Genomic DNA, 23,818 nt, shown 5'->3' with positions numbered 1-23,818 from the left:
CTTCACTGACGTGGCTCATTCCTGTGGTCAACAGCCACAAACGAAATCCCATCAGCGAAGAGGGATTTCGGCAAACCCATGCCACTATTCTCTCATTCTTTCATGCAGCGCTGCATCACACGCTTTCCGGAACGTGCAGCGTGAATGGGAGGAACAGCTGTCCACTCGTTTCTAACGGCCCCGCCTGGAGGGTCTTCACCATCAAGTCGACCAGCGCCCGGCAGAGCCGCTCGAGCGGCGTGGCGATGACGCCGACGATCAGATGCTCCCGCAAGGCGTCGACGGTTTCGGGTACGAGTTCATTGACAACGACGCTTGGCGGTCGCGCGAGATCCAGTTCGCGAAGCGCCGCGATGGCACCTTCGAACCCACCGCCGGCGACATAGAATCCGGCGAGATCGGGATGACGTTCAAGCAGGGTAACCGTCGCCTCATGGGTGACTTCCTTTGTATCAAGGTTCACCAGCGTATCGAGCACATGGAATTGCGGCGCATATTCGCGGAAGTAGCTGCGAAAGCCCGTCTCGCGTAGTTCGTGGCCGTGCCAACGATGGCTGCCGACAAAGACCGCCACCTTGCCGACCTGCGGCGCCGTCCGCGAGATGAGCCAGGCGGCTGTGCGGCCTGCCTTCATGTTGTTAACGCCAACATAGGTGTCGCGAACGCCCTGGGCGAAATCAGACAGCAGTGAAAACACCGCCTTTCCGGATGCCTTCAATGACTCCACCACGCGCGTTACCAGATGATGATCGAGGCTGGCCATGCCGATCACGTCCGCGCGCGTCGCCAGCGTCTCCAGCGCCTTGACGAAGTCGGACGGAGTCTGGGACCTGACGAATTCTATATGCACGATGCCGCGAATGCCCGGCGTTTCTTCCACCGCTCTGGTCAGTTGCACCGCGAACGCCCGATAGAACGCCTGTTCCTCCTTCAGCAGCAGGAAGCCGAACCGGATCGGTCGAAGGTCTCGCTCGATACGCTGCCGGATGAGACCCGCGGCGTGATAGTCGATCTCTCGCGCCGCCTCGTAGACCCTGCGGGCTGTCTCCTCGCGCACTGGGTGCCGGCCATTCAGCACGCGATCGATGGTCGCGACCGAAACGCCTGCACGCTCAGCGAGATCCGTGATTGTTGGTCGCCTACCCATGGCCCAGAATGAGATTGAATGAAAAGTGGGTCAACCTCGGATGAGAGGCTTTGAAAGATTACACCATTGCACGGTTGATCCAGGCAGGAGGCGTCGTCAGGCTTTTAGGTGGGAATTTCAATGCTGGCCGCGAATCGATCTTTCGGAGCGCTGCTGCTCAAAACCTTCCCGCCCGAATCATTGATTTCATTGCCCTCATGTCCTGATTGAAAGAGCTTCATCTCACAACCGTTGAACACCGGGCGTCGCGGCAAGCAGGGCCGCCACGTTGGTCAGCTGTTCTCCCTGCGATAGATCTCGAACGGTGTGAACGGTTCCGACCGCAATTGCGGCAGCCGCCCGAAATGGGCAGCCAAAAAAGCGAGCATCGAACGCGCCGCGACTGTGTTGTTGTGGTCGATGACGCATCGATCAGCCCGGTCTTGAGGAGAGTCTTGCGCGTGGCTGTCAGCTCGTGGATGTAGGCCATGCGGTCCCCGTGGCGGCATTGCCGGTGCACCGATGCCACTGAGCGTGAGCCGGAGGACAGATTATAGATGCCGCGAATCGAGGGGAAATGGCCCATCTCCTCCAGCATGATCTCTCCCGGTGGCTCGGGAACGTCCTGGCTCTCCCGGGAGGCGACGACACGGCACCGGGGGAAGCGCTCGGCTATCACCGCACGAAAGCCTTGCTCGGGCATGGACTGATTAAGCATCGCGCGAAAGCCCTGGACAAGCAGAATGTCGCCTCCTTCAGACCCGACGAAACGCCCCATCAGCTCGCCGGCGACGCGCCTGGATCGTCCGTGGTCGGGGCCGAAATACGCGATGTGGCCGCTCTCCGGCAGGTCGTTGATGAAGGCGAGCAACGGCACTCTGCCGGAAATCTGGCGCAGTGTCGCATTGATGAGAGGAGTGCCGTAGCAAGTCACCACAACCGCATCAAATTCCTTCTCCAGGCCGCGTAGCCGCGCCACGATTTCCTCCGGGGTCGTGCGCTCGAAATGAAGGATGAAACTGCGCGTTGCGCCAGCGCCTCGGTCTCCCCCACCAGCGCGTTTTGCAGCCCGACATAGAAGGGGTTCTCCGGCGAGGCCATTGCAAAGGCGATACGGATGTACGCAGCGGCGTGCGGAAGCTCAGGCGATCCAACCGCAGGCCATGGGCCGCGGCCAGCACCCGCTGCTCGCGCTTTGGGGATACACCGCCACGATTGTTGATGACCCGGTCGACGGTCGGGAGGCTGACGCCCGCCTCCCGAGCGACCTGTTCAAGGGTCGGCGCGGCTTTTCCCCGGGCCCAGAGCGATCAATGTTTGCCCGGACCGATGTCGAATCCCGGAGAGCGGCCATACTGCGGATTGTCCTCTTCATCCTTTTCACTTCGGCTTGCCATATCGCCTTTGTTGTCAGTGCTGAACTCCAAGAGTGGGGATGTGGTACGGCGTGACTGTATCTGCGGGCGGCAGGCCCGGGTCGATGCCGGTCACTGCGACGGAGATGTCCCATAGCCGGCGGGCGAGTTGAGGATCGCGCGCTTCGCTCGTCGGAACACACTCGTGGGAGGGACCGCGCAGTTCGAACATTGCGGTGGGGCCGTAGTATGCGCCGGGCTTCACATTTCCAGTGGCCGCATGCAACGTGCCCCAAGCGCCCATGGCGGGCGTATTGAGAAAGACACCGGCCAGCGACATCGCGATCTTGCCAGCCGTGCTCTCCCTGCCGAAATTGGTTCCTGCCAAGCCGGGATGGCAGCCGACAGCGGTGACCGGCACCTGTGCCGGCTGCAACCGCCGATTCAGTTCGAAAAGGAAGAGCAGGTTTGCAAGCTTGCTGGCGCCATAGCGTGGGATCGCGCGGAAGCTCTTCTCGGCATTGAGATCGTCCCACTCGATCTTCGCGCCCTTGTGTTGCCCGCTGCTAGTGATGACGATCCGAGATCCGGGCGTTTCGCGGAGCTTGGGCAGCATCAGGGCAGTCAGCGCGAAGCTGCCGAGATGATTGACACCGAACTGGACCTCGAACCCTTGCCGGGTGAGCTTCCGCGTCGGAACCGTCACGCCCGCATTGTTGATCAGCGCGTCGATGCGTGGCTCCTTCGAGGCGAGCGCCGCCGCATCGCGTATGCTTTCGATATCCGCCTGATCGAGCGGCAGGACGGCGAGATCTGCCCGTGGCGTTTCCGCCCGAATTCGCGCCATGGCGGTCTCGGCCTTTGCCCTGTCGCGGCATGCTAGCAGAACGCGGGCACCGCGCTTGGCCAACACACGTGCCGTCTCAAAGCCGATGCCGCTGTTCGCTCCGGTGACGAGAATGCACTTGCCCGACTGATCTGGCACATCCTCTGCAGTAAATCCTTTCAATGCCATAAGGCGCTCCTTGGATGAGCGTGCCCGGGGTACTGCCTTCAGGTGGCGAAAAGCTGGACACGCGAGATGGACATTTGGCATCACGGGCATCTACCCATGTGCCGGTACTTCAGTTAGCGGCTGGCGATTGGCGCCTCGGCCGCGCTCCTCCAGCGGACCGGCGCGGCCCACGGTGAGCCCGATCCGATTGGCCTCACGTCCGAACGAAGACGGCGATTGTTTTCTGGTCAGCCATGATTGCTGCTGAAGAATAGTATGATCTGGTGACTCAGCGGCTGTTATGCTGTTATCAGCTCGCCGGCATCTGCGGGAGGATCGCCTCAACCCGGTCACGCTTGGTGACGAGCGACCACAGCTCCTCGGCGATGTGATCGGGATCAATGATGGGGTAGCGCGGGTCCGGCTCGGCGCCAGCTGCAGTCATGGCGCGAAGACCGGCCGAGCGATCGATGAAAGCCCCAATGTTGATGGTGCCCGCATAGACACCCTTCGGCTGCACCTCGGCATTTAGCGTGAAGATGTAGTTGCGAGCTGCCGCCATCGCCGGACCGACGCCGCTCAGCCCTGGCATCGGAACAGTCGCTGTGAGGCCGCCGACGATCACGATCGCCCCATTGCCGCGCGCCAGCATGCCTGGCAGCACCGCATGCGAGACCTCGATCGGCGAAAACGCGAAGATATTGGCAAGCGGCTTGAACTTCGCCGCATCAAGGTCGGCTGCGGGGATGAACCCGACATTTCCGACGGGCTGATAGACCGCGACGTCAATTGAACCTTGGCGCTCCTCGATTGACCGAATGAGCGCGGGAATGCCGTCCAGATTATTCAGATCGGCCGGGAAGGCGGCGGCCTCGATGCCGACGCTTGCGAGTTCAGCGACGCGCTTTTCGAGCGGCGCGGCGCGTCGCGCGACGAGGGCAACCCGATATCCTTCGCGCCCAAATCGTGTGGCGAGGGAGGCACCGAGCCCGGTGCCAGCGCCGAAAATGGCGATCGTCTTCTTGTCAGTCACAACGTGCTCCTAAAGGTGGTATGTTTTGCTGACCAGATATGGGATATTGACCGCCAACGCCGCAAGAACGCATATTTTCGAGGCCTAGTCACATGCATATGCCTGCCCCTCCGAGTCAGCCTGGCACCAACCCCGATTGTCGCAAAGTCAACGCGATCCTCAGCCGCATCGGTGACAAATGGACCATCCTGGCGATCACGATGCTTGCCGATCAGCCGCGGCGCTTCAATGAGCTCAAACGCCTGATAGGCGGGATTTCCCAGCAGATGCTCACCCGCACGCTGAAGGCTCTTGAAGCGGATGGAATGGTGACGCGTAAGGTCCATGCGACCGTACCGCCGCAGGTGGAGTATGGCCTCACCGATCTGGGCAGTTCCCTTGCCGCACCGATCATGCAACTGGCGACGTGGGTACTGGATCATCTGGACGAAATTGAAACCCATCGGGCGCTGCACGCCCAAGAGACAAAACAGCTGCGGAAGTAGGTCGGCAGCTTTCGCCCCAGCATGCCTACGAGCAGGTGCGTGCATGTGCTCTGGGCGGACTTACGGACCTGAATTCACGATGCTCTGCAGTTTGGCGGCGTCCTGCCGGGGTGGTGCGCCGAAGTGCCGCTTGTACTCGCGGCCCGAACTGCGAGACGGCCGGCTCCAGGGAAATTGCGACTAAACCTGCCGAGCCAAAGATGGCCCGGGGAATATCGGGCGCAAATTGGACTGGGCGCTCAGTCACGAAGAACGGCGGCAGCTGCGGCGTAACAGCGGTGGTGAGGCGCGAGACAGCCAGGAGAAGGGAGGCCATACCGGAGAACTGTCTGACGGGCCGCACTTGGCGCGCGCAGTTGGCGAGGTCTCAAAGTGGAAGGGCGAAATGTGATCCATCCGAAACCTGGATGAACATTATCCAAGCAATCGATTTTCAAGTATCAAAAGTACAGTGTTAAAAGTGCCATGGGGGTCATCATCAGGAGTATATCCGATGGCAAACCCTCTTCGCGGCATGACCGGACCCGATACCCTCTTCAGCAGTGAGAGCGACGATCTGATCGAGCAGCCTCAGGGCGTTGACTGGATCGACCGTCGCGGCGGCCACGAGTCGTCCGGTGGGGTCATTTGCGGCGCAAGGAGCGACCAGATCTTCGGACAAGAGGGCGTTGGCTACCCTCTACCCGACAACAGCCGCGGCAAACCGCGCACTATTAGGGACCCATGTTTTGACGTGCTTGATTGGTGATGAAATGCGAACGCTGCTTATTGACCATCATGTCCATCTTACACGCACGATACAGGGGGCGCTCGAGGATTGTGGTTTCGCCGTTGATGTGGCTCGTACCCTGGACGAGGCGTCCACTGCATTTTGTTGTGCGAGCTATGACATTCTCCTGTTGGAGTTGGTCATGCCGGACGGTGATAGTTTGCCCTGGTTGACACAGTTAAGGAGCAACGGCCATTCGGTTCCTGCGCTCATCATGAGCAGTATCGACGAACTCGAAAAGCGTATTGCGATTTTCAACGGTGGTGCGGACGATTTCCTGCCAAAGCCAGTCTGCACCGAAGAACTCATCGCCAGAATGCGGGCCATTCTGCGGCGTTCAACACAGATTGCCGATCCCACCGTTGCATTTGGCAATCTACAATTCGATCCGATCGGTCGACAAGTTTTCGTTGGGGGCCAGCCAATAAAGATAGCACGCCGCGAATTGTGTATTCTCGAGCATCTACTCAACCGCGCAGGTCGCACTGTTCCACGCGCGCAGCTGGAAGATAGCCTCTATGCGTTCGACGATGAAGTTTCGGCCAACGCCCTCGAAGTCGGCATCTATCGCTTGCGCAAAAACCTGTGTCAGTCAGGGGCAACCCTCCGAATCAACACAGCGCGTGGCATTGGCTACATTCTTGAATCGATTGACGCACCATCTGCCTAAGCTGGTCGCATGTTGAAAGCGAAGATTGCCTTGAAAGTCGTTCCTAATGGCCATTCCCCCGCCAATCGGCGGTCGACCGTCATTGGCGGTTTGAGAACTATGGTTTCTCCTTGCCCGGCCTATCTTCTTTGCGCGCTCATTCTGTTTTCCCCATTTTCTGCCACGGCCCAAGACAAGCGGTATGAAGGCGCACCGCGTGCCACTGCCAATAGCATCAACGGCACGCTGAATGTTTCCTCTTCGCTCGGCAAGACAATTCATTTATCCGCGCCAGCCGCCAGCGTCTTTATTGCTGATCCGACGATCGCAGATTTTCAGGCACCCTCGAATAAGACCGTCTTCGTCTTTGGCAAGAAATCCGGGCGGACCAGCCTATTTGCCTTGGACGCCAACGGGGAGGCTCTCGCCCAGTTGAATATTGTTGTCACTGAACCAATCGAGGATCTGCGCGCCATGTTGAGGACTCGGGTCGGCGACTATCCAATCCACGTCAGCTATACGCCGCGCGGTGCGATCCTTAGCGGGACAGCGCCCAATGCCCAAGTCGTCGACACCGCGACGAAAGTCACTGAGCAATTTCTCGGTGACGGCGCGCAGGTCGACAATGAGATTCAAGTCGCTGGGTCGTTACAGGTCAATCTGAGTGTGCGCGTAGCTGAGGTCTCCCGTAGCGCCATGAAGGAACTCGGTATCAACCTGTCCGCTTTCGGCAAGATCGGCAATTTGACAGTGGGTTTGGCCAGCGGCAAAGGTGGCGGTTCTGGTGCGGCGAGCGGCGGCGGTACGGCCGGCGTCGCGTACAATGATGGCAATGTCAGCCTTGGCGCGGTTCTCGACGCGCTCGCAAAGGAGCATGTCGCTTCTGTCTTAGCTGAGCCGAATCTCACCGCGATGTCCGGTGAATCCGCCAATTTCCTGGCCGGCGGTGAATTTCCCATTCCGGTCGTGCAGGGGAGTGGGCAAGTTTCGGTTGAATTCCGTCACTTCGGCATCGGCTTGGAGTTCGTGCCAACGGTGCTTAATAACGAGCAGATCAATATTCGCGTGAAGTCGGAAGTCAGTGAACTGTCGACACAAGGTGCCGTCCAAATCAACGGTACCTCCGTGCCTGGCGTCTCCACGCGGCGTGCCGAGACCGACGTTGAGCTCGGCAGCGGTCAAAGCTTCGCAATCGGTGGGCTGATCAGGCGGAACGTCAATACTGATATCCGCGCCTTTCCCTGGCTGGGCGACTTGCCGATCCTCGGCGCCCTGTTCCGTTCTTCATCATTTCAAAAGGAGGAGACGGAACTGGTTATCATAGTCACCCCTTACATCGTGAGGCCAGGATCAAATCCCAAGCAGATGAGCACGCCTACCGATCGCCTCGGCTCGGCCTCCGACGTGGAGCCCACTCCGATGAACTCATCGGAAAATCCGCCGCAAGACCACGCTACCGGCGGCTCAGGCGTCCTGGACGGCTTCATCATTGAATAGTGACGCCCAATAACGATGCGGATCACAATCCTCCTGGTCGCTCTGAGCGCGAGCGTGAGTGGCTGCACAAGCTCCTCGCCGGTTGAGTCATCGACTGAAATCCTCGTCCGGCAGGAGAGCAACGTCTTGTTCTTGCAGAGCCTTCACTCTGTCGAACGGCAGCGTTTGCGTAATTTCATTGCGAGCACCAGCCGTGGCCGGCCCGATGCCGTCCATATTTTTATCAGCGGCCCGCCCTGGCTGGCCGCGGAGGTCGCCAGTCAGGTGATGGGGATGGGAGTTGACGCGTACCACATCCGCCTCTTTGAACAGCGCCACCGTTCTGCAGCGCGAATAGAGGCGATTGTCTACGATAGCCTCCCCCCTGACTGCCCGCCATTGTCCGGTCCTTTAGCCAATGACAGTTCCTTCGACCGGACGCTTGGCTGTTCGACGCGTCGCAATTTGGCGGTCATGGTCAACGACCCGCTCGATTTGATCGACAACAACGCTGTCAGGCCAAGTCTCGGTGATCGCGCGGCTATCCCGGTTGCCAAATACAGGACCTTCGAGACGGGCAAGACCAGCAGCGCAGAACACGAAAAGTAACAGCAATCATGACCATAGCACTACGCAACCAGGCATTACGCATGACGGCGGTTGCGCAAGGGCAGGAATGGTCGTTGGGTGGCAACGGGTATCGGTAGAGGCGTCACGCAACGGGCGATGCCCGGGGGGCCATTAGGCGATCAGACTTGAGGAACCTCTTCCCAAAGGTCCTTCAGAGTGTCATCAGAATGTTGCCTGATTTCCCCGGGAATGAAGTTGCAATGATCGGATTTGCCTGATCGGCATTTCGGGCGTGAAATACCTCCTGTTCTTGCGACGCATTTTCGATCGGCCTTGTACCGTATGCGCAAGGTGATCGGGATAGCTAGGGTGCTCCCGCTGTAGACGCTCGAGAAGCCCGCGACTCGTGCAACCAAAGCCTCCTCGCCACACCCGCAGATGGTGGTGTTTATGGGAAGAGCCGGACGACAGCCGCGCTTTCATTGAAGTTCGCTATCGCAGTCGGACAAACGTCCTTTCCTGCCAGGCGATTCTAAGACCCCGCCAGGAACTGATCGATTGAAGGCTACGCTCCGCGTCGATGATCGGCATGCGGAACTTGTTGCCAGCGACATCCACGAAATCCTTTTGAATGGTGCGCCGACCATGCAATGGACGATCTATCGCACCATCGAGGGATTCACCCCGCCGCAACCCAGCCCACCAATCAGGGCTGCAAAGTCTGTGCAGCCACTGATTGGCAGATGGGCCAATCCGCGCCGAAGGAGACGCGGATTGATTTGTCAGGCCACGCGTTGAGCCAGCGCCGCCACGCCGACAAAGTCCGAAACGCCTGCCGCTTGCATAGGGCCAGCCTCAAGGCTTGCCTTCAGATTGGTTAGATAATTCTCCGCGTAGGATTTGGCGGCCTCGACCGGTAGGTTCACGCCGGCCGTAAAGGCCTCTTCCAGCGCCGCCTTCGCGAGCCCGTTGCGAATCGCGAGTTTGACCTCGGGGCCAGCGACAAGGCCCACAGCCTGAGCAGCGAAATCGAGCCCTGCTTCGGCCAATGCCTTCTTAATGTTGCCTCCACTAATAGCGGTATGAATGAGTTTCCCTGCTTGCGACGCCCCCTCGAGCGCCATTGAAACGGCATCGGCGATTTGGCCCAGGCCCGGAACGAAGCTGAGGAGGCCCACAGCCGTCGCGGCCCAATCAAAAACTTTGGAACCCACCTTGAGGACGCCGTCGATGGCGTGCATAAAAGCCCCGCCATTCTTCTTGGCAGACTTGGTATCCGGCTGGTCCGCCACACCCATCTTCATATCCGCGACCGCGTCCTGATCTGCCGCGGTTTTGGGAACATGGGCCTTCGCCTGCTGAACCGTGCGGTTCGCAACGGTCATATCGTTATAGAATTTGGCGAAGTCCCGGTTGCTAATGTTGCCGGAATCGACAGTATGTCCGCCGCCAAAATCGAAGAACCGATGATGGGTCTTGTAGCCCGTAATTGAATTGTTCAGCAAGCCGAACAATAGGGGATCTGACAGTAGCTGCGATGCCGCTTGTCGTACCTTTGGGCTGAGACTCTTGTCGTCCGCCATCTTCGCCAGTTTGTCGCGGGTCAGGACACCGCTATCAAAAAAGGCTTGCTGATTGCGGTTAATCACATCGAGCGTGTTCAGCTCGGGTTGCGTGAGGCTCATCGAGGATGAAGCGACTTGCAGGAAGTCGTATTTGTGGACCTTATCGATCGAGCCACCATACAACTGCTTCCAAGCATCTGGGTGAGTGAGGAAATATTGTGCGGCCGCAATGACTTGGGGCGGGCATTTGCCGGTTTTTGCTGTGCCGTCAACGATCTTCCCGAAATCACCCAAGCTCAGGTTCTCAGGTAGGTTGTCGGAGTACCGGTAAAGTTCACGCACTGCATCGTTCATGGTCATGACCGTCGGCTGACCATTTCCAGATCCGTCGGATGGGATGTAGTTCTGCTCGTAGCTTCGTGCCTGCTGGTCCTGGAAGGCGGCGACTTGTGGGTGAAGGTCTGAGAACCCGGACAAATCCTTGGCCTTGATCTTGCCGCCGCAGCGGCCATCACCCTGCGAGCCGATGGCATAAAAGAGCTCCGGGTCCTGCTGCAAACTTTCGATTGCAGCCTTAAGATCCGGCGGCGTGGACGGATCATTGGCTAGCCCGCTCAGCGAATCCCAACTGAGCGGGCATTTGTCCTTATGGCGGTTCAGCACCGCTACGATCTGCAGCTCGGGCTCAGTCAGCTTGCCGTCACACCACGTGATCCGCGTGCTCGCTATCGGCGCAGGCGCTATGGGAGGTGGTGCGACGGGAGGTGAAGCGACTGCAGGGGGGGCTTGATCCAACGATTTGAATGCCTCCCTCAGAGTGGGTGGCATGAGCTCGAGCGGGTGCTGTCGCAAGTCTTCCAGCGATGCCTTCACATCTGGCGGCAGTTCGTCCAGCGGGTGCTGCTGGAATTCGTCCATGGCCGACTTCAAATTCGCTGGCGACGCGCTTAGTTGCGCGATGGAATCGGAAACTTTGTCCTGCGGCGAGCAACTGGACAGCATCGCCTGGAAGGGCAAGAGCGCGCCTTGCCCGGTCTGGGCGACAATTTGGGAAGAAGTTTCTGGGCCCGCGCAGGCCTGTGGAGAGAGGGCGGGGTTGGAGCTATTTGCTGCCGAAAGGCTAAGCGACATCGTGCATCCTCACAGTTAAGATCAATTGCGTCACCTGGTGCCACCGTCGTTCCCGACGAATACCGAACGCCGGCCGCATGACTAACGTGCGGCTAATCAATGCTGCCGATTTTTAGTTCCTCGTCAGCGACAACACCGGTTACAAGCTTCAGCTGTCGAACAGCTGACGAGTGCGGAAGGAAACGATTGTTAGCGAATGGCGGCCGTGTTGCTTCCTGCGGGAAGCTGCGGTGTATGCTCAATTGTCATCTCTGGCTCTGTGCAGGCTCACGGACGACGCTGTCCTGATGCGGCACTTCGGAAGAGAACGGTCCTTCAGGTCGCCCATCGCGAACGACCACGGTCGAGGAGCCACGAAACAACATCAGTTCCGTCTCCTTTGGGGGCGTCCCGGTGTCGTGAGGTCGCGCCTGTGCCTCCGCTACGAGACCGTTGTACGTCTGCTCCACAAGCACAATGAAGCGGGGTGGGCCGGAAACCATGACCAGGCCCTTTCCCGGTGCCGGTCTCACGACGTAGCGCTCGTCGGAAATTCCAAGCTCATCAAGGGCCGCCTTGAACACCTCGAAGCGGACTGAAGTCAAAACCAGCATACGAGTCTGCGCTTCTTTCGCAGCAGATACGTGGAGCACAAGCCCATCATAGTACCATTGGAGATCGTAGAGCTCGGTCAAGCGATCCAGAAACGCGCGCGGCGACATACTCGGCATACGCCCGCGGATGCGCCCCTTTACCTCGGAGCTGACGTCGACGTCGACATTGAGGTTGTTGCCGAATTCTCGCAAAGCGGCAGACAGGTCCTGATCCAGAACTGTATACCTATAAGGCGTCGACGGCAGCGACAGAGGGGCCGCCAGCGTTGTATCAATGCCGGTGGAGAGAAGGATTACGAGAAAGAGAACTCTCATCCCAATGTGCAGAATGGTGGATTGGAGTGTATTTTCCGGCATCTTGTCCCAAATCGAAAGCTGAAATTCGTGCTGACCTGAACGCCGAACGTGGCCTTTAAATGACGCTTCGTGGCCAGTTCGTCAGCTTGTCGTCAGTTCGCGTCCCTAGGACAGCAGCTCGATAGCAGGTGATGAACGATCAACTCATCACACTCAAACAGAACAACTGAGTCTTTGCATGACAATTGGTGTTACGTCCATCTCTGCCAATTTTGCCGACAACCTGTCTAGGGTAGGGGCAACGTCGGCATGCGGCGAGCATGCCCAGTTTGAGTGCGCACTTGCAGAGGCGGCTGCCTCGATCAAGAACGATGGCCCGTCGGCGACGGCGGGGGCGGGGCCCGTTACTCCAGTCCTGGAGGTTCCGCGCGCGACAAGCGAAACTAGCCCATTGGGCGACCGCGTGCTCCAGACCCTTTCATCGCTGTATAGGGACAATGCCGTGGCACCTGCCACGCCCGACCAAGAGGTACCGCTTGTGAAGGACGTCCTACCCGGGCCGGCGGAGCAGTTTCCTTCCCAAGCAGGGTCGGGAATGCGCATGTCAGGCGCTCCGCCAGGAAGGGAGAATTACGAAGCGATGATTGCTGGTCTGCGGGAAGTATACAGCGCCGTTACTGAGGTTTCCCTTGTCACCAAGAGTATCAGCGGCGCTACATCATCCGTGAACACGTTAATAAAACAAGGATGAACGAGGCGCATGATCGCGTCACCGCACGGCGAAGGCATTGATCGCCGCCCGCCTGGTCGGCGATCGTGTCATTATGTTTTGCCGCTACTCTTGATTCTGAGTGGTTGCAAGGACGATCTCTACACAAAATTGCAGGAACGCGATGCCAATGAGATGCTCGCGATTTTGCTTGACAACGGCGTGGATGCGGTCCGCGTCGCCGCCAAGGATGGGACCAGCACGCTCCAGGTCGAAAATGGGCAGGTTGCCTTCTCAATCAACCTGTTGAATGCGAAGGGGCTGCCGCGTCAGGTTTTCAAGAATCTCGGCGAAATTTTCCAAGGATCAGGCCTCATTGCCTCGCCGACCGAGGAGCGCGCCCGTTACGTCTATGCGTTGAACGAAGAATTGTCGCATACCATTAGCGAAATCGACGGCGTTTTCTCAGCACGTGTCCATGTTGTTTTGCCTGACAACGACCTGTTGCGGGAGCGCGCCACACCATCCTCGGCCTCGGTATTCGTCCGGCACGATGCCAACATAAATGTCTCGGCTTTGCTGCCGCAGATAAAGATGCTCGTTGCAAACAGCATCCAAGGCTTATCCTACGACAAGGTAGAGGTCGTATTCGTGCCGGCGGAACGGCCGGCAGTCGAGCAACGGCCTGCCTCGACCCAAGCAGCTAAATCAATTCCGGTGCCACTTCTGGCGGTCATTGTGGGGCTCGCCGTGGCAGTATTCGCGGTGCTGTCCTACTTGGCCAGTTCTCTTGTCTATAGGCGGAGGCAGCCATCGCAACGAGCCAGGCTCGAGGGGCGCTCGGGTGTTTCAGCGATCGGGGCCGCTCGTAAAAACACCATCGGCGATGCCGCATAGGAGGTGTTCACAATGCCAATACGGATGCAAACCCTCAAACGCAATGACTCGTTCAAATTGCCTTTTACGGTCTTGGGCGAGCTTGCCGCTTCAACCCATCCGACCCGCCTTGCTGCACGCCTTGACCCGGCTTTGTCGGCTGCGACGTTGGTGCGGCTGCAGAACAACCAAAGACTGCAGCCAAGACTGGCAAAATTACTGCTCGACGATGGAATGGACCTGAATGGCAGCGTCTGGGGGGCGGACCTTCTGCACGGGCATGATCCGCACCGAGTTGCTGTGTTTGCCGGTAGTATCTGGCATGCCCGTTCGCTGCTGAAGCTGGTTTCCAAGCCTGAAGTTACCGTTCTGATCGAACGTATCGGCGCTGAAGCGCATACGTTTGGTATCCGACACCAGGCGCAGGCGATCTCAACCAGCTTGATCGGGGATCCGGAAAAACTCGCCCGACAGATTGAACACGATGGATTAGCCTGTCTTGGGGTTTGGCTCGAGGGGCATTCTTTGCTCGACCGCCACAGGGTGTTCCTACGCTTGCCCGTCGGGACCGCGGCCGAGAATCCTGCGACCGAATACCGCCATGCGGCAGACCAATTGTTTTCGCTTGTGCTGGCGCATCTGACGACTGAGGTCCCAGCGATATGACGCTCGACGATATCGAAGCTCCGGTCGCTCCGCGGATGCGCCCCGTCGGGCCGCTGGTCCCGGCCAGTGAGCTCGAAATCTGGCACAGTGCCTTTGAGGCGCGCGCTGCGGCGGAACGGTATCTGCTGCGGGTTCGCAGCTGGGCGCGCATAGCATATCAGCGGGAACGGGAGCGCGGACGCAGTGAGGGGATGAATCGTGGCGCCGAGGAAATGGCGCGGCTGATCGCGCAGTCGGTCTCTGAAGCGGCACGCCAAAGGACAGCCCTGGAGCAGCAATTGCCACAACTCGTCATGGAGATCGTAAGCGACCTGCTGGGCGCTTTCGACCCTGGTGAGCTGTTGGTGAGCGCCGTTCGTCACGCGATCGAACGGAAAGGCGGCGCGGAAGTCCGCCTTAAGGTGTGTCCCACGCAAGTCGATGCCGTCGCAGGCGAGTTCGCTACATACGATGGACGGGAAGGCCGGCCGAAAGTCCGAGTTGATCCGGATCCGGCGCTGTCGCCGCAGCAATGCGTGCTGTGGAGCGACTATGGCAATGTCGATCTTGGACTTGATGCGCAATTCCGGGCGCTGCGCCTCGGCTTTGGATTGCATGCTGAACAAGGCGAGCTGTGACCGAACTGTTACCACAACACAACAGTCCGGCTGTAGACAGGACACTGGATGCGGCGCTCTCGTCTGTAAGAGCGACCGCAAAGCATATCGACACGCGTGTCGTGCGCGGACGCCTAACTAGGGCCGTCGGTACAGTTCTCCATGCCGTGTTGCCGGATGCTCGAATTGGGGAACTTTGTCTGCTGCAGGATCCGCGCACCGGACGCTCTCTCGAAGCCGAGGTGATCGGTTTCCTTCAAGATGGTGTGCTGCTCACCCCGATCGGTGACATGGTGGGCCTGTCCAGTCGCGCAGAAGTGGTCGCTAGCGGTCGAATGCATGAAGTGCCGGTCGGCCCCGATTTGCTTGGCCGCGTGATCGACAGCTTTGGCCGTCCCCTCGACGGCAAAGGCGCTATCAAAGCCGACCAAACGCGCCCGCTTCGGGGCAAGGCGCCCAACCCCATGACAAGGCGCATGATCGAGCGACCATTCCCACTTGGCATCCGCGCCTTGGATGGTCTCCTGACGTGCGGCGAAGGCCAGCGGATTGGGATCTATGGAGAGCCTGGTTGCGGCAAGTCAACGTTACTATCGCAGATCATAAAGGGCGCGGCGGCCGATGTTAACATAATCGCCCTCATTGGCGAGCGCGGGCGCGAAGTGCGCGAATTCGTTGAGCGACACCTTGGGGAAGCGGCTCTTCGTCGTACGATCGTTGTGGTCGAAACATCCGACCGCTCGGCCATGGAGCGGGCGCAATGTGCTCACATGGCAAGCGCGCTTGCCGAACATTTTCGCGAACAAGGACAACGCGTCGTTCTGATGATGGATTCCTTGACGCGCTTTTGCCGGGCCATGCGCGAAATCGGACTTGCTGCGGGCGAGCCGCCGACCCGGCGAGGCTTTCCGCCTTCCGTGTTTGCCATGCTGCCAGGCTTGCTGGAGCGCGCGGGCATGGGCCAGCGTGGCTCAATTACGGCCTTCTATACAGTGCTTGTCGAAGGTGACGGCATGGGGGATCCCATCGCAGAAGAATCGCGCGGCATTCTCGATGGCCATGTCGTCCTCTCACGCACGATCGCTGCGCGATCCCATTTCCCCGCGATCGATGTGCTCCAAAGTCGCAGCCGCGTAATGGATGCGGTCGTCCCCATGGCACATCGCGAGGCGGCATCTACGTTCCGTGATCTCCTCTCGCGCTATGCCGAGTCCGAGTTTTTGGTCAAGGTCGGCGAATACAAGCAAGGCAACGATCCGCTTACTGACAGGGCTATCGATTCGATCGGCGACCTGCAGGAATTTTTGCGCCAGGGAGAAGACGAGGCGAGCGACTTTGAGGAAACCGTCGCATGGATGTTGCAGCTGACCGCATGAATTGTCTCCACGCTACGAGCTTGCGGCGTTTGAAGGATATGCGAGAGCGTAGCGCCCTTCGTGAGCTGTCCAAAAAGGAGGCCAAGGCCCACCTAGCGGCCGAGGCCGCACAGCATGCTTCCCGCGAGCTTGCAATCGCACAGCAACACTGCGCAAGGGCGGAAATGGGGCTTTACCAACGGTTTGCAACGTGTGATGCCTTGTCCATCCAGGCGCTCGATCAAGGCCACCTCCACATAGAGCGGCTTGAGGCTGAGGTCGCCTTGAGGCGAAAGACGCTTGATAACGCCTGCATCGCTCAAGAACAGGCCGAGACAGCGGCGTCTGAGGCAAGGTCGCTCTGGATCAGCTGTTCGGCGGCAAGGAACAAGTGGCAACAAATTGAGGACGACGTCCGGCGCGGCGTCGATATCCGCTCTCAGACCGCAGCCGAGACGGAGGCCGACGATGAGATCCTGCTTCGGCACGCGAGTGTCTCGCTCACCGAGGTGGCGGGCAAGTCAATCTGATGACCACTAGGATTCTTGTCGTGTCGCAATGGTGCCGTCTTGTAGAGCCGAAAACACATTGAGCACGCACGATTCCCTGAAGCCAAAGCTAAGTCTGTCCCACGACGTCGTCTCGTGGCTCAACGAGTGCGCACACCCCCGCACGCCTTTTCAGTGCCGGCTCGGCGACGAGCCGCTATCGGTGCGAATGGGACGGCTTGTTTGGCAGCCGGAATCGCTTCCCATCCCAATGCTCGAGTGCATTTGGCGGCTCGGAGATGAGACGATCGTCTTGTCGATCTCCCGCGCACTGATAGAGAGGCTCATCTCGACCGTGCAGAGCGGCATTGGCTTACCTTCCGAGCCAACCGGTTCACTCGTTCTCGAACTCGCACTTGAGCCGCTTATCGCTCGACTGGAGGCTCAGACGCGGCAGGACGTGCAACTGGCTCAGCTGCGCGAAACCACCATGCCACCTCCCTACCTCGAATATGACGTCGCCTGCGGCCCGATCAACGGCAAAGCTCGTCTGTGCTTATTCTCGCCTCTCGATGGCCCGGTGCCGTTCGCGTTCCACGCCCTGGGGGATCTGATTCGACAGCTGCCGCGACAACCCTGCGAATTACCCGCTGAGCTCCCGGTCCTGGTTGCAGGAAAGATCGGCTCGCTTTGCGTTCCGGCGGCGCTTATTCGCAAAACTTCTGCCGGTGATGCTTTGATACCAGACGTATTACCGTTCCACCGCGATCAGGTCATCCTCTCTGCGGGCCGGCTCTGGGCCGTGGCAGATGTTGCGGACGACAGCCTGATCCTGCGGGGGCCTTTCCGCCCGCAACCATGCCCCTTGGAGTATGCGCACATCATGACAGAACCGGAATTGCAGCAAGGGCCATCGGATGCCGAGCTCGACGATATCGAAATCACTCTGGTTTTTGAATGCGGTCGCTGGCTGATGCCGCTGGGGGAACTGAGGAATGCCGGCGAAGGGCATGTCTTCGAACTCAATCGGCCGGTCGACGGTCCGATCGACATAGTTGCCAACGGCCGGCGTATCGGCCGTGGCGACATCGTGCGCATCGGCGACGAGCTTGGCATCAGGCTACGTGGCAGGTTGGCTTGCAATGAGTGAGATTCAACCAGGGATCCTGGCGCTTCTTGCGGTTACGGCTGGACTGGGTCTGCTGCTGCTCACAGTCGTCACAACCACGGCCTTTATAAAGATATCAGTGGTTCTATTCCTCGTCCGCAACGCTCTCGGGACGCAGACGATACCTCCGAATATAGTTCTTTACGCGACGGCATTAATTCTCACCGTTTTCGTTAGCGCGCCTGTTATCGAGCAGACCTATGCGCGCGTCACGGACCCGAAGCTCCACTATCAAACCTTCGATGACTGGGTTGCCGCTGGTGAGAAGGCACGAGAGCCTTTGCGTGACTATCTCAAGAAGTTCACAAGCGAAGAGCAGCGCCGATTTTTCCTATCTTCGACCAAACAAGTCTGGCCAAAAGAAATGCGCGCCAGGACGACACCTGATGATTTCGCCATTCTCGTACCGTCCTTTCTAATTTCAGAACTCAAGCGTGCTTTCGAAATTGGCTTTCTTCTTTATCTTCCGTTTATATGCATCGACCTCATCGTAACGACGATTTTGATGGCGATGGGCATGTCAATGGTCTCCCCAACAATGATAGCTGTCCCTTTCAAACTATTTATATTTGTTACTATCGATGGTTGGTCCCGACTAACGCAAGGGCTTGTGTTGAGTTATACAACGCCGGGAGGTTGACCATGGATGAGGCCAGCATTGTAGCCCAAATAAGCCAAACCTTAATCGTTTTCATGATTTGGGTTCTGCCGCCACTTATTGCCGCTGTGATTGTCGGCATTGGCATCGGTATTATCCAGGCGGCAACACAGATTCAGGATGAAACCTTGCACCTGACAGTGAAACTATTGGTCGTTGTTGCGATCCTTGCTCTGTTTGCTCCTGTGCTAAGCGCTCCGCTCATCGAGCAAGCCGATTACGTGTTCTCACAGTTTCCCGCGATTATACCGAGTCACTAGCCTTCATTATGTCTGGTTCGTCACCCGCCGATGCCCAAATGATCATCCATGCGGCCATCGAACTCATCATCGCCGCCGGTCTTGCTGCGGCTCGCCCTGTCGGCATTATGCTGGTCCTGCCTGTATTTACGCGGTCTCAACTTGGCGGGCTAATCAGAACATGCCTTGCGGTCGCGTTCGGGCTACCGTGCTTGGCACCCATCAGAGACGGATTACAGCTGCTCGATGCTGATACCCGTTTCATCCAAGTGACACTGCTCGGTTTGAAGGAGATCTTTGTCGGCCTGCTACTTGGGATTCCACTCGGAATCCCGATATGGAGCCTCCAGGCGGCCGGTGAGCTTGTCGACACCCAGCGCGGCATCACCAGCCAAGTCGGTCCGGTAGACCCTGCGACGAACACTCAGGCATCCGCGATGGGACTTTTTCTCGGAATCACAGCGATCACGATCTTCGTCGCATCGGACGGCCTGCAGATCATGATCAGCGCCCTTTATGGCAGCTACTCAATCTGGCCCGTATATCAATTTCATCCCGCCCTGACCTCACAAGGGGCGATGGAATTAATCGCACTTCTCGACCGGATTATGGTGACGAGTTTACTAGTCGCCGGGCCTGTCGTGGCCTTTCTGTTACTAGTCGACATTTCGGTAATGATCCTTGCCCGCTTTGCCCCGCAACTCAAATCGAACCGTCTTTCCCCGACGATCAAAAATATCGGCTTTCCGATCATCATGGTCACCTACACTGCGTATCTCATCGACGCCATGGCGTCAGATATCACACAGGCCAACGGCGGGCTCGAGGCGTTCGAAAAGATGCTGAAATGAGCACCAGCGAAGAGAAGAAACACCCGGGCACTCACAAGAAGCTAAGCGAAGCTCGCAAGAAGGGGCAGATCGCACGCAACACCGATTTCGTCCGGGCCGTCGGCACCTGCGCCGGTCTCGGCTATCTGTGGTTAAGAGCTAGCGCGATCGAAGACAAATGCATCGAAGCGGTTTTGTTGACGGACAAGCTGCAGAATCTGCCTTTCAATATTGCTGTCGGGCAAGCGCTAATTCTCTTGACCGAACTCACCGTGACGACCGTCGGCCCGCTGCTTGGAACTGTAGCCGCCGCGGCGGTCTCGGCCGCATTCATCTCTAACGGTGGACTACTCTTCTCGTTTGAGCCGATGGCGCCAAAGCTTGAAAAAATCAATCCTTTTCAAGGACTTAAGCGCATCGTGACGGTGCGCTCCTTAACCGACCTTGGCAAGGCGCTGGTGAAGCTATTAGTCCTCAGCACTATCTTTCTTTTTGCTATTCTGGGCATGTGGAAAACGATGATCTATCTGCCGGTCTGCGGCATTTCGTGCCTCGGCTTCGTCTTTACGGACGTGAAACTGCTGGTCGGGATTGGTGCTGGTGCACTTCTGGTCGGCGGCTTGATCGATCTCCTGCTCCAGCGCTGGTTGTTTTTGCGCGACATGCGCATGACTGAGACCGAGGTCAAGCGCGAAAGGAAGGAACAAGAAGGTACGCCAGAGTTGAAGCGTGAACAACGTCGCCTACGTCAAGAGATGGCTGGCGAACCTCCGCTTGGCGTGAAGTCCGCCACATTGATCTTGAGAGGGCGGGCGATATTGGTCGGTCTGCGTTACGTGAGGGGCGAGACTGGGGTGCCGGTCTTGGTTTGCCGCGGCGAGGGCGAGGCCGTTTCACCTATCTTCGAAGCGGCGCAGGCTCTACGTCTAAGTATTGTCGACGATGATGGCCTTGCGCGTCAGCTTATCCAAACGACAAAGTTAGGCAAACCTGTTCCCATGCAGTATTTCGAGCCCGTCGCGAGAGCACTCCATGCCGCGGGCTTAGTCTAGATGCGTAGGCAAATCGGTTTCTCCGTGATTGCGCAGCCTACTGTGCCGCTATGGACCATGGGCAGACCAGAATCGTCTATGTGTCCGGCCGGCCTCACATGTTTTAGAGAATTATCGCAATGTTCGCGACCATCGGACTCCCGCTCCTGCTCAACGCGCTCGGTCCGCCGTCCCAGTCATGTGCCACTTGCCTTGCCTGTGTTGATAGGCGCCATTCGTTCCTTTCTGATCATCTGTCTACCTGCGGAAAAATCGATCCAGCCAAACAGTGTAACCGGATCGAGCGCATGCTCGGTCACCTTAAGATCCGCCGCGCCAGTAGAGGCCGAGACAGTAGTGGTACTAATTGCACAGGGCTGGTTCCGGGCGTCGCCCTCGGCAGATCGTCGTGATCGACCTCCATGGACCAGCGAGAGCCGGCGCATCTTGCAATTGTCTCCGAAACCAACATACGCAAATATTTCCGATCGAACCGGAGTGCTGCGCGAAATGAGAAATTGGCTCATTCTCGTTCCGTGAAAAATCCCACCACGGTCCATCTCAAAACTCGTGCGCCCGAAACGATGGCTTCCACTGCATTGCTGCTGCTCTGAAATTCGTCAGATTGTCGAAAGCCAAGCATCGTAGAGATAGAAACCCTTGAAGTGCTCGGAACTTGCAAAGGAAGTAGAATGGATCTCTTCGATAATATCGGTGCGTCCCCCGCCTCAGATCTCGCCCGAAGAGATGAACCAGGGTTGCAACAGCACCAGGTCGACCAGGGGAGTTTTGAGCAGCGCCTGAACGAGTTGCAAGGAAGCATGCCTCGGCAGGTCAATCCAAACAGGGTTTTGGCCAAGCGGCGTGGTGTCTCGCATACAGATGCGGTCGAACTCAGAATGCTGCGCGAGGAGTTCCCCGGGGTGTGCAGTTCGCGGTTGCCCTCGGGCCCACCGCCCCACTCGCCTGCGCCAAGTGTCTGCCACGACGAGAATCTTGCAGCAGCCGATCTCGGTGCCCACTTACCGGCTGAAAATTTCGCTTCGGCGATGTTTTGGCAGGGAATTGATGGCCTGACCAACGCGCCTGCCCCAAACGTCGACCAGGAGGAGCTTCCGCAGTCCGGCGGCCATGCTGTGTCGATGTCTGCAAGCGACCCAGCGATCGGAGGCGCTTCCCTGCAAGATTTGGCTTCCCTGCCACCGCCGGTCAACCTCCCAGGGGTCCCTTTGAGAAGCGCTTCCCACAGCCCCCTACCTCGCGCTCCCCAGGCGGGTTTAGGGCAGCCTCCGGCCAATCAACCGGGCGGTCCGATCAGCGGACCTCCCACTGAGCCGAACGAGGCGCGCTACCAAGCTGTCCTCCTGCAGCGAACTGCACTGCTGCGCAAGCGAGAACGCCGTCACCCAGATGAGCTGCTTTTTAACACCTACCGCAGGCTGGCTACGGCCAAGGGAAATCAAATCAGCCAGAACAGGATTTCGAAAGACATAGCGGCGTTGCGGAAATTCAGTGTGCGCCTTGCCAAGGACCATCAGAGCCAAATCGCCGGCCGGATTCACGATCGGCAACTGGACAGCCTAGCGAAGCTATGCGCGGCCGGCGACGCCAAATTACTTGGTCAAATCAACTCAGCATTGGGCAGGCTCCGACAGGCCCAGGGCGAAGGGCAGGTGATAGTTGGCCGGAATCGACCTAGCCCGCAGGATGACGAGGTCTTCGCTGACTACCACGCAAAAGCCACAGCCGACAAAGTGAGAGAAACCACGGTGAAGACCGACTTGGCGACGCTGCGTAAGTTCAGCGCATGGCTTGCACAGAACCACCAGAGCCAAATCCGCGGCAGGGTTCAGGATCATCAATTGGACAGCCAGGCTAGGGATTACGCGGGCAACGATCCCATACTACTGCGTCAAATCAACTTTGCGCTGACCAGACTCCGGCAAGCATCTGCCGGAAAGCAGGTGACCGTCGCTCGGGGCGCTCGGCCGGACACGCAGGATGACGAGGTCTTCGCCGACTACCACACAAAGGCCATGGCCGGCAACGTAAGCGAAACCACGGCGAAGACCGACTTAGCAGCGCTGCGTAAGTTCAGCGCATGGCTTGCACAGAACCACCAAAGCCAAATCAGTGGCAGGGTTCAGGATCCTCAATTGGACAGCCTGGCTAGGGACTTCGCGGGCAGGGATCCCATACACCTCCGTCATATCACCCTTGGGTTGAGTAGAATCCGGCAAGCATCTGCCGGAGAGCGGGTGACCGTCGCTCGCAAACCTAGTAGCAGGGACGATGAGGAACTCTTTGCCACCTACGAGGCAAAAGCTACCGCTGACAAAATAAACTCACACACGGTGAAGGCCGACATCGTGGCGCTGCGTAAGTTCAGCAAATGGCTTGCGCAGAACCACCGGACGCAAATCGCCGACCGGCTTGAGAGTCCGGAGTTGGACGCGCTGGCGAAAGCCTATGCGGGTCGCGAGGCCTGGCGTATAACACCAGCGTTGAGAAGGCTCCGGCAGACCAAGGCCGAACAGCGGGTGACAGTTAAAGACCATCATCCTGTCACCGAAGACACCAAAGTGATTGAGGCTGCCTGTAACGAAGCCGCCAGCAAAGGATACTACGCGAGAACAATTAGGAATTATCGCCCTGTTTTGGTGCGTTTCAATGATTGGCTCACTGAGAACTTCGGTAAGGGTGTTGCCCGGATTGAACCTGCGGTGCTGAACCGTGCGGTTGAAGAATACAAGAAGAACGAATCACGTGGGTTCCGCAGCGCGTGGAGCTTCTTTCAGAAATTTGGACAGATGTCCGCAGCAAACGAGGTTCTGCGCTTGGCCGCCAATGGGCAGGCGGGTTGGCGCCAGGATGAAGGCCGCGCATACAAAGCCGCGGCGCAAACCTCTTCCTTGTCGCCTATCCCCATGCCCCCAGCCGACCCGTCTTGGAACCAGCGGCGAGACCTCATTCAAAAAGGCCTTGCGCAGCCTGGCTCGTCCTCGGCTTTCGCAGGCGCCCAGCACGCCAGCTCGTTTGCGGAGCCTTCCTCAGTTCCGGATAGTCCGTTCGAGGGAGCTTGGGATCGGCTCACTACGCAGATGCAGAGCTCCGCGCCCTCGTTTGCAGAGCCTTCCTCAGCTCCGGTTACCCCGTTCG

23 protein-coding genes and 1 pseudogene are annotated in these 23,818 nt (G+C 58.4%); 17 read left to right on the top strand and 7 right to left on the bottom strand.

Features of this window, described 5'->3' with window-relative positions; translation table 11 throughout:
* Positions 1-115: 115 nt before the first annotated feature.
* On the bottom strand, positions 116-1,147 hold the full coding sequence (locus tag ABID26_RS36130; protein ID WP_354418268.1) for a LacI family DNA-binding transcriptional regulator: 1,032 nt from the start codon (positions 1,145-1,147) through the stop codon (positions 116-118).
* Between the two features lie 50 nt (positions 1,148-1,197).
* Here ABID26_RS36130 and ABID26_RS36125 point away from each other — a divergent pair, with 50 nt between their 5' ends.
* Positions 1,198-1,353: a hypothetical protein gene (locus tag ABID26_RS36125; protein WP_354418266.1), complete on the top strand. Its 156-nt coding sequence runs from the start codon at positions 1,198-1,200 to the stop codon at positions 1,351-1,353.
* Positions 1,354-1,364: 11 nt separating this feature from the next.
* On the opposite strand, the gene ABID26_RS36120 is transcribed toward ABID26_RS36125, so the two are convergent.
* From ABID26_RS36120 to ABID26_RS36105, 4 genes and pseudogenes are all read right to left on the bottom strand, one after another.
* The gene (locus ABID26_RS36120) at positions 1,365-2,105 is read right to left on the bottom strand and encodes a substrate-binding domain-containing protein (protein ID WP_354418265.1); all 741 of its coding nucleotides are present in this window, start codon (positions 2,103-2,105) and stop codon (positions 1,365-1,367) included.
* A pseudogene (locus tag ABID26_RS36115) lies at positions 2,071-2,394 on the bottom strand (helix-turn-helix domain-containing protein); the annotation flags it as partial. The gene ABID26_RS36120 and the pseudogene ABID26_RS36115, both read right to left, overlap by 35 nt.
* A gap of 142 nt (positions 2,395-2,536) precedes the next feature.
* Complete coding sequence (locus tag ABID26_RS36110) at positions 2,537-3,496, bottom strand: oxidoreductase (RefSeq protein WP_354418263.1); 960 nt, start codon at positions 3,494-3,496, stop codon at positions 2,537-2,539.
* 289 nt (positions 3,497-3,785) lie between these two features.
* Positions 3,786-4,508 (bottom strand): SDR family NAD(P)-dependent oxidoreductase, encoded by a 723-nt coding sequence (locus tag ABID26_RS36105; protein WP_354418261.1) that lies wholly within the window; start codon positions 4,506-4,508, stop codon positions 3,786-3,788.
* 92 nt (positions 4,509-4,600) lie between these two features.
* On the opposite strand from ABID26_RS36105, the gene ABID26_RS36100 reads away from it, so the two are divergent.
* The 4 genes from ABID26_RS36100 (at position 4,601) to ABID26_RS36085 (ending at position 8,496) form a co-directional block, all read left to right on the top strand.
* On the top strand, positions 4,601-4,993 hold the full coding sequence (locus tag ABID26_RS36100) for a winged helix-turn-helix transcriptional regulator (protein WP_354418260.1): 393 nt from the start codon (positions 4,601-4,603) through the stop codon (positions 4,991-4,993).
* A 752-nt stretch (positions 4,994-5,745) separates the two neighbouring features.
* Positions 5,746-6,432, top strand: coding sequence for a response regulator transcription factor (locus ABID26_RS36095; protein WP_354418283.1), 687 nt, complete (start codon positions 5,746-5,748; stop codon positions 6,430-6,432).
* 30 nt (positions 6,433-6,462) lie between these two features.
* The gene (locus ABID26_RS36090; RefSeq protein ID WP_435528645.1) at positions 6,463-7,908 is read left to right on the top strand and encodes a type II and III secretion system protein family protein; all 1,446 of its coding nucleotides are present in this window, start codon (positions 6,463-6,465) and stop codon (positions 7,906-7,908) included.
* Between the two features lie 15 nt (positions 7,909-7,923).
* Complete coding sequence (locus ABID26_RS36085; RefSeq protein ID WP_354418256.1) at positions 7,924-8,496, top strand: CpaD family pilus assembly lipoprotein; 573 nt, start codon at positions 7,924-7,926, stop codon at positions 8,494-8,496.
* Between the two features lie 743 nt (positions 8,497-9,239).
* Here the strand turns inward: ABID26_RS36085 and ABID26_RS36080 are convergent.
* Positions 9,240-11,153: an HrpF/NolX family T3SS translocon protein gene (locus ABID26_RS36080; RefSeq protein ID WP_354418254.1), complete on the bottom strand. Its 1,914-nt coding sequence runs from the start codon at positions 11,151-11,153 to the stop codon at positions 9,240-9,242.
* 245 nt (positions 11,154-11,398) lie between these two features.
* Positions 11,399-12,103 carry a nodulation protein NolW gene (locus ABID26_RS36075; RefSeq protein ID WP_435528644.1) on the bottom strand — a complete coding sequence of 235 codons (705 nt, stop codon included), beginning with the start codon at positions 12,101-12,103 and terminating at the stop codon, positions 11,399-11,401.
* A 178-nt stretch (positions 12,104-12,281) separates the two neighbouring features.
* Here ABID26_RS36075 and ABID26_RS36070 point away from each other — a divergent pair, with 178 nt between their 5' ends.
* The 12 genes from ABID26_RS36070 to ABID26_RS36015 form a co-directional block, all read left to right on the top strand.
* Entirely contained in the window at positions 12,282-12,794 is a 513-nt protein-coding gene (locus tag ABID26_RS36070; RefSeq protein ID WP_354418252.1) for a nodulation protein NolB, read from the top strand.
* A 9-nt stretch (positions 12,795-12,803) separates the two neighbouring features.
* A complete protein-coding gene (gene sctJ, locus ABID26_RS36065; protein ID WP_354418251.1) occupies positions 12,804-13,649 on the top strand; it encodes a type III secretion system inner membrane ring lipoprotein SctJ in 846 nt (281 codons plus the stop codon).
* A 12-nt stretch (positions 13,650-13,661) separates the two neighbouring features.
* The gene (locus ABID26_RS36060; RefSeq protein ID WP_354418249.1) at positions 13,662-14,294 is read left to right on the top strand and encodes a nodulation protein NolU; all 633 of its coding nucleotides are present in this window, start codon (positions 13,662-13,664) and stop codon (positions 14,292-14,294) included.
* Positions 14,291-14,911 (top strand): type III secretion system stator protein SctL, encoded by a 621-nt coding sequence (gene sctL / locus ABID26_RS36055; RefSeq protein WP_041006779.1) that lies wholly within the window; start codon positions 14,291-14,293, stop codon positions 14,909-14,911. The genes ABID26_RS36060 and sctL overlap by 4 nt, the downstream gene beginning before the upstream one ends.
* Positions 14,908-16,266, top strand: coding sequence for a type III secretion system ATPase SctN (gene sctN, locus ABID26_RS36050; protein ID WP_354418246.1), 1,359 nt, complete (start codon positions 14,908-14,910; stop codon positions 16,264-16,266). The genes sctL and sctN overlap by 4 nt, the downstream gene beginning before the upstream one ends.
* Entirely contained in the window at positions 16,242-16,775 is a 534-nt protein-coding gene (locus ABID26_RS36045; protein WP_354418244.1) for a hypothetical protein, read from the top strand. The genes sctN and ABID26_RS36045 overlap by 25 nt, the downstream gene beginning before the upstream one ends.
* 229 nt (positions 16,776-17,004) lie before the next feature.
* Entirely contained in the window at positions 17,005-17,883 is an 879-nt protein-coding gene (gene sctQ, locus ABID26_RS36040; RefSeq protein WP_354418242.1) for a type III secretion system cytoplasmic ring protein SctQ, read from the top strand.
* A complete protein-coding gene (gene sctR / locus ABID26_RS36035) occupies positions 17,876-18,541 on the top strand; it encodes a type III secretion system export apparatus subunit SctR (RefSeq protein WP_354418241.1) in 666 nt (221 codons plus the stop codon). Before sctQ ends, sctR begins: the two co-directional genes overlap by 8 nt.
* Positions 18,542-18,543: 2 nt before the next feature.
* Positions 18,544-18,819, top strand: coding sequence for an EscS/YscS/HrcS family type III secretion system export apparatus protein (locus ABID26_RS36030; RefSeq protein WP_354418239.1), 276 nt, complete (start codon positions 18,544-18,546; stop codon positions 18,817-18,819).
* Between the two features lie 8 nt (positions 18,820-18,827).
* Positions 18,828-19,649: a type III secretion system export apparatus subunit SctT gene (sctT, locus tag ABID26_RS36025; protein WP_354418237.1), complete on the top strand. Its 822-nt coding sequence runs from the start codon at positions 18,828-18,830 to the stop codon at positions 19,647-19,649.
* The gene (locus tag ABID26_RS36020) at positions 19,646-20,680 is read left to right on the top strand and encodes an EscU/YscU/HrcU family type III secretion system export apparatus switch protein (RefSeq protein WP_354418235.1); all 1,035 of its coding nucleotides are present in this window, start codon (positions 19,646-19,648) and stop codon (positions 20,678-20,680) included. Before sctT ends, ABID26_RS36020 begins: the two co-directional genes overlap by 4 nt.
* 671 nt (positions 20,681-21,351) lie before the next feature.
* On the top strand, positions 21,352-23,818 hold a 2,467-nt coding region (locus ABID26_RS36015), incomplete at its 3' end, for a hypothetical protein (protein ID WP_354418233.1).

This window comes from Mesorhizobium shonense (genome assembly GCF_040545255.1).
Lineage (GTDB): Bacteria > Pseudomonadota > Alphaproteobacteria > Rhizobiales > Rhizobiaceae > Mesorhizobium > Mesorhizobium shonense.
This window is presented reverse-complemented; position numbering and strand designations above follow the sequence as displayed.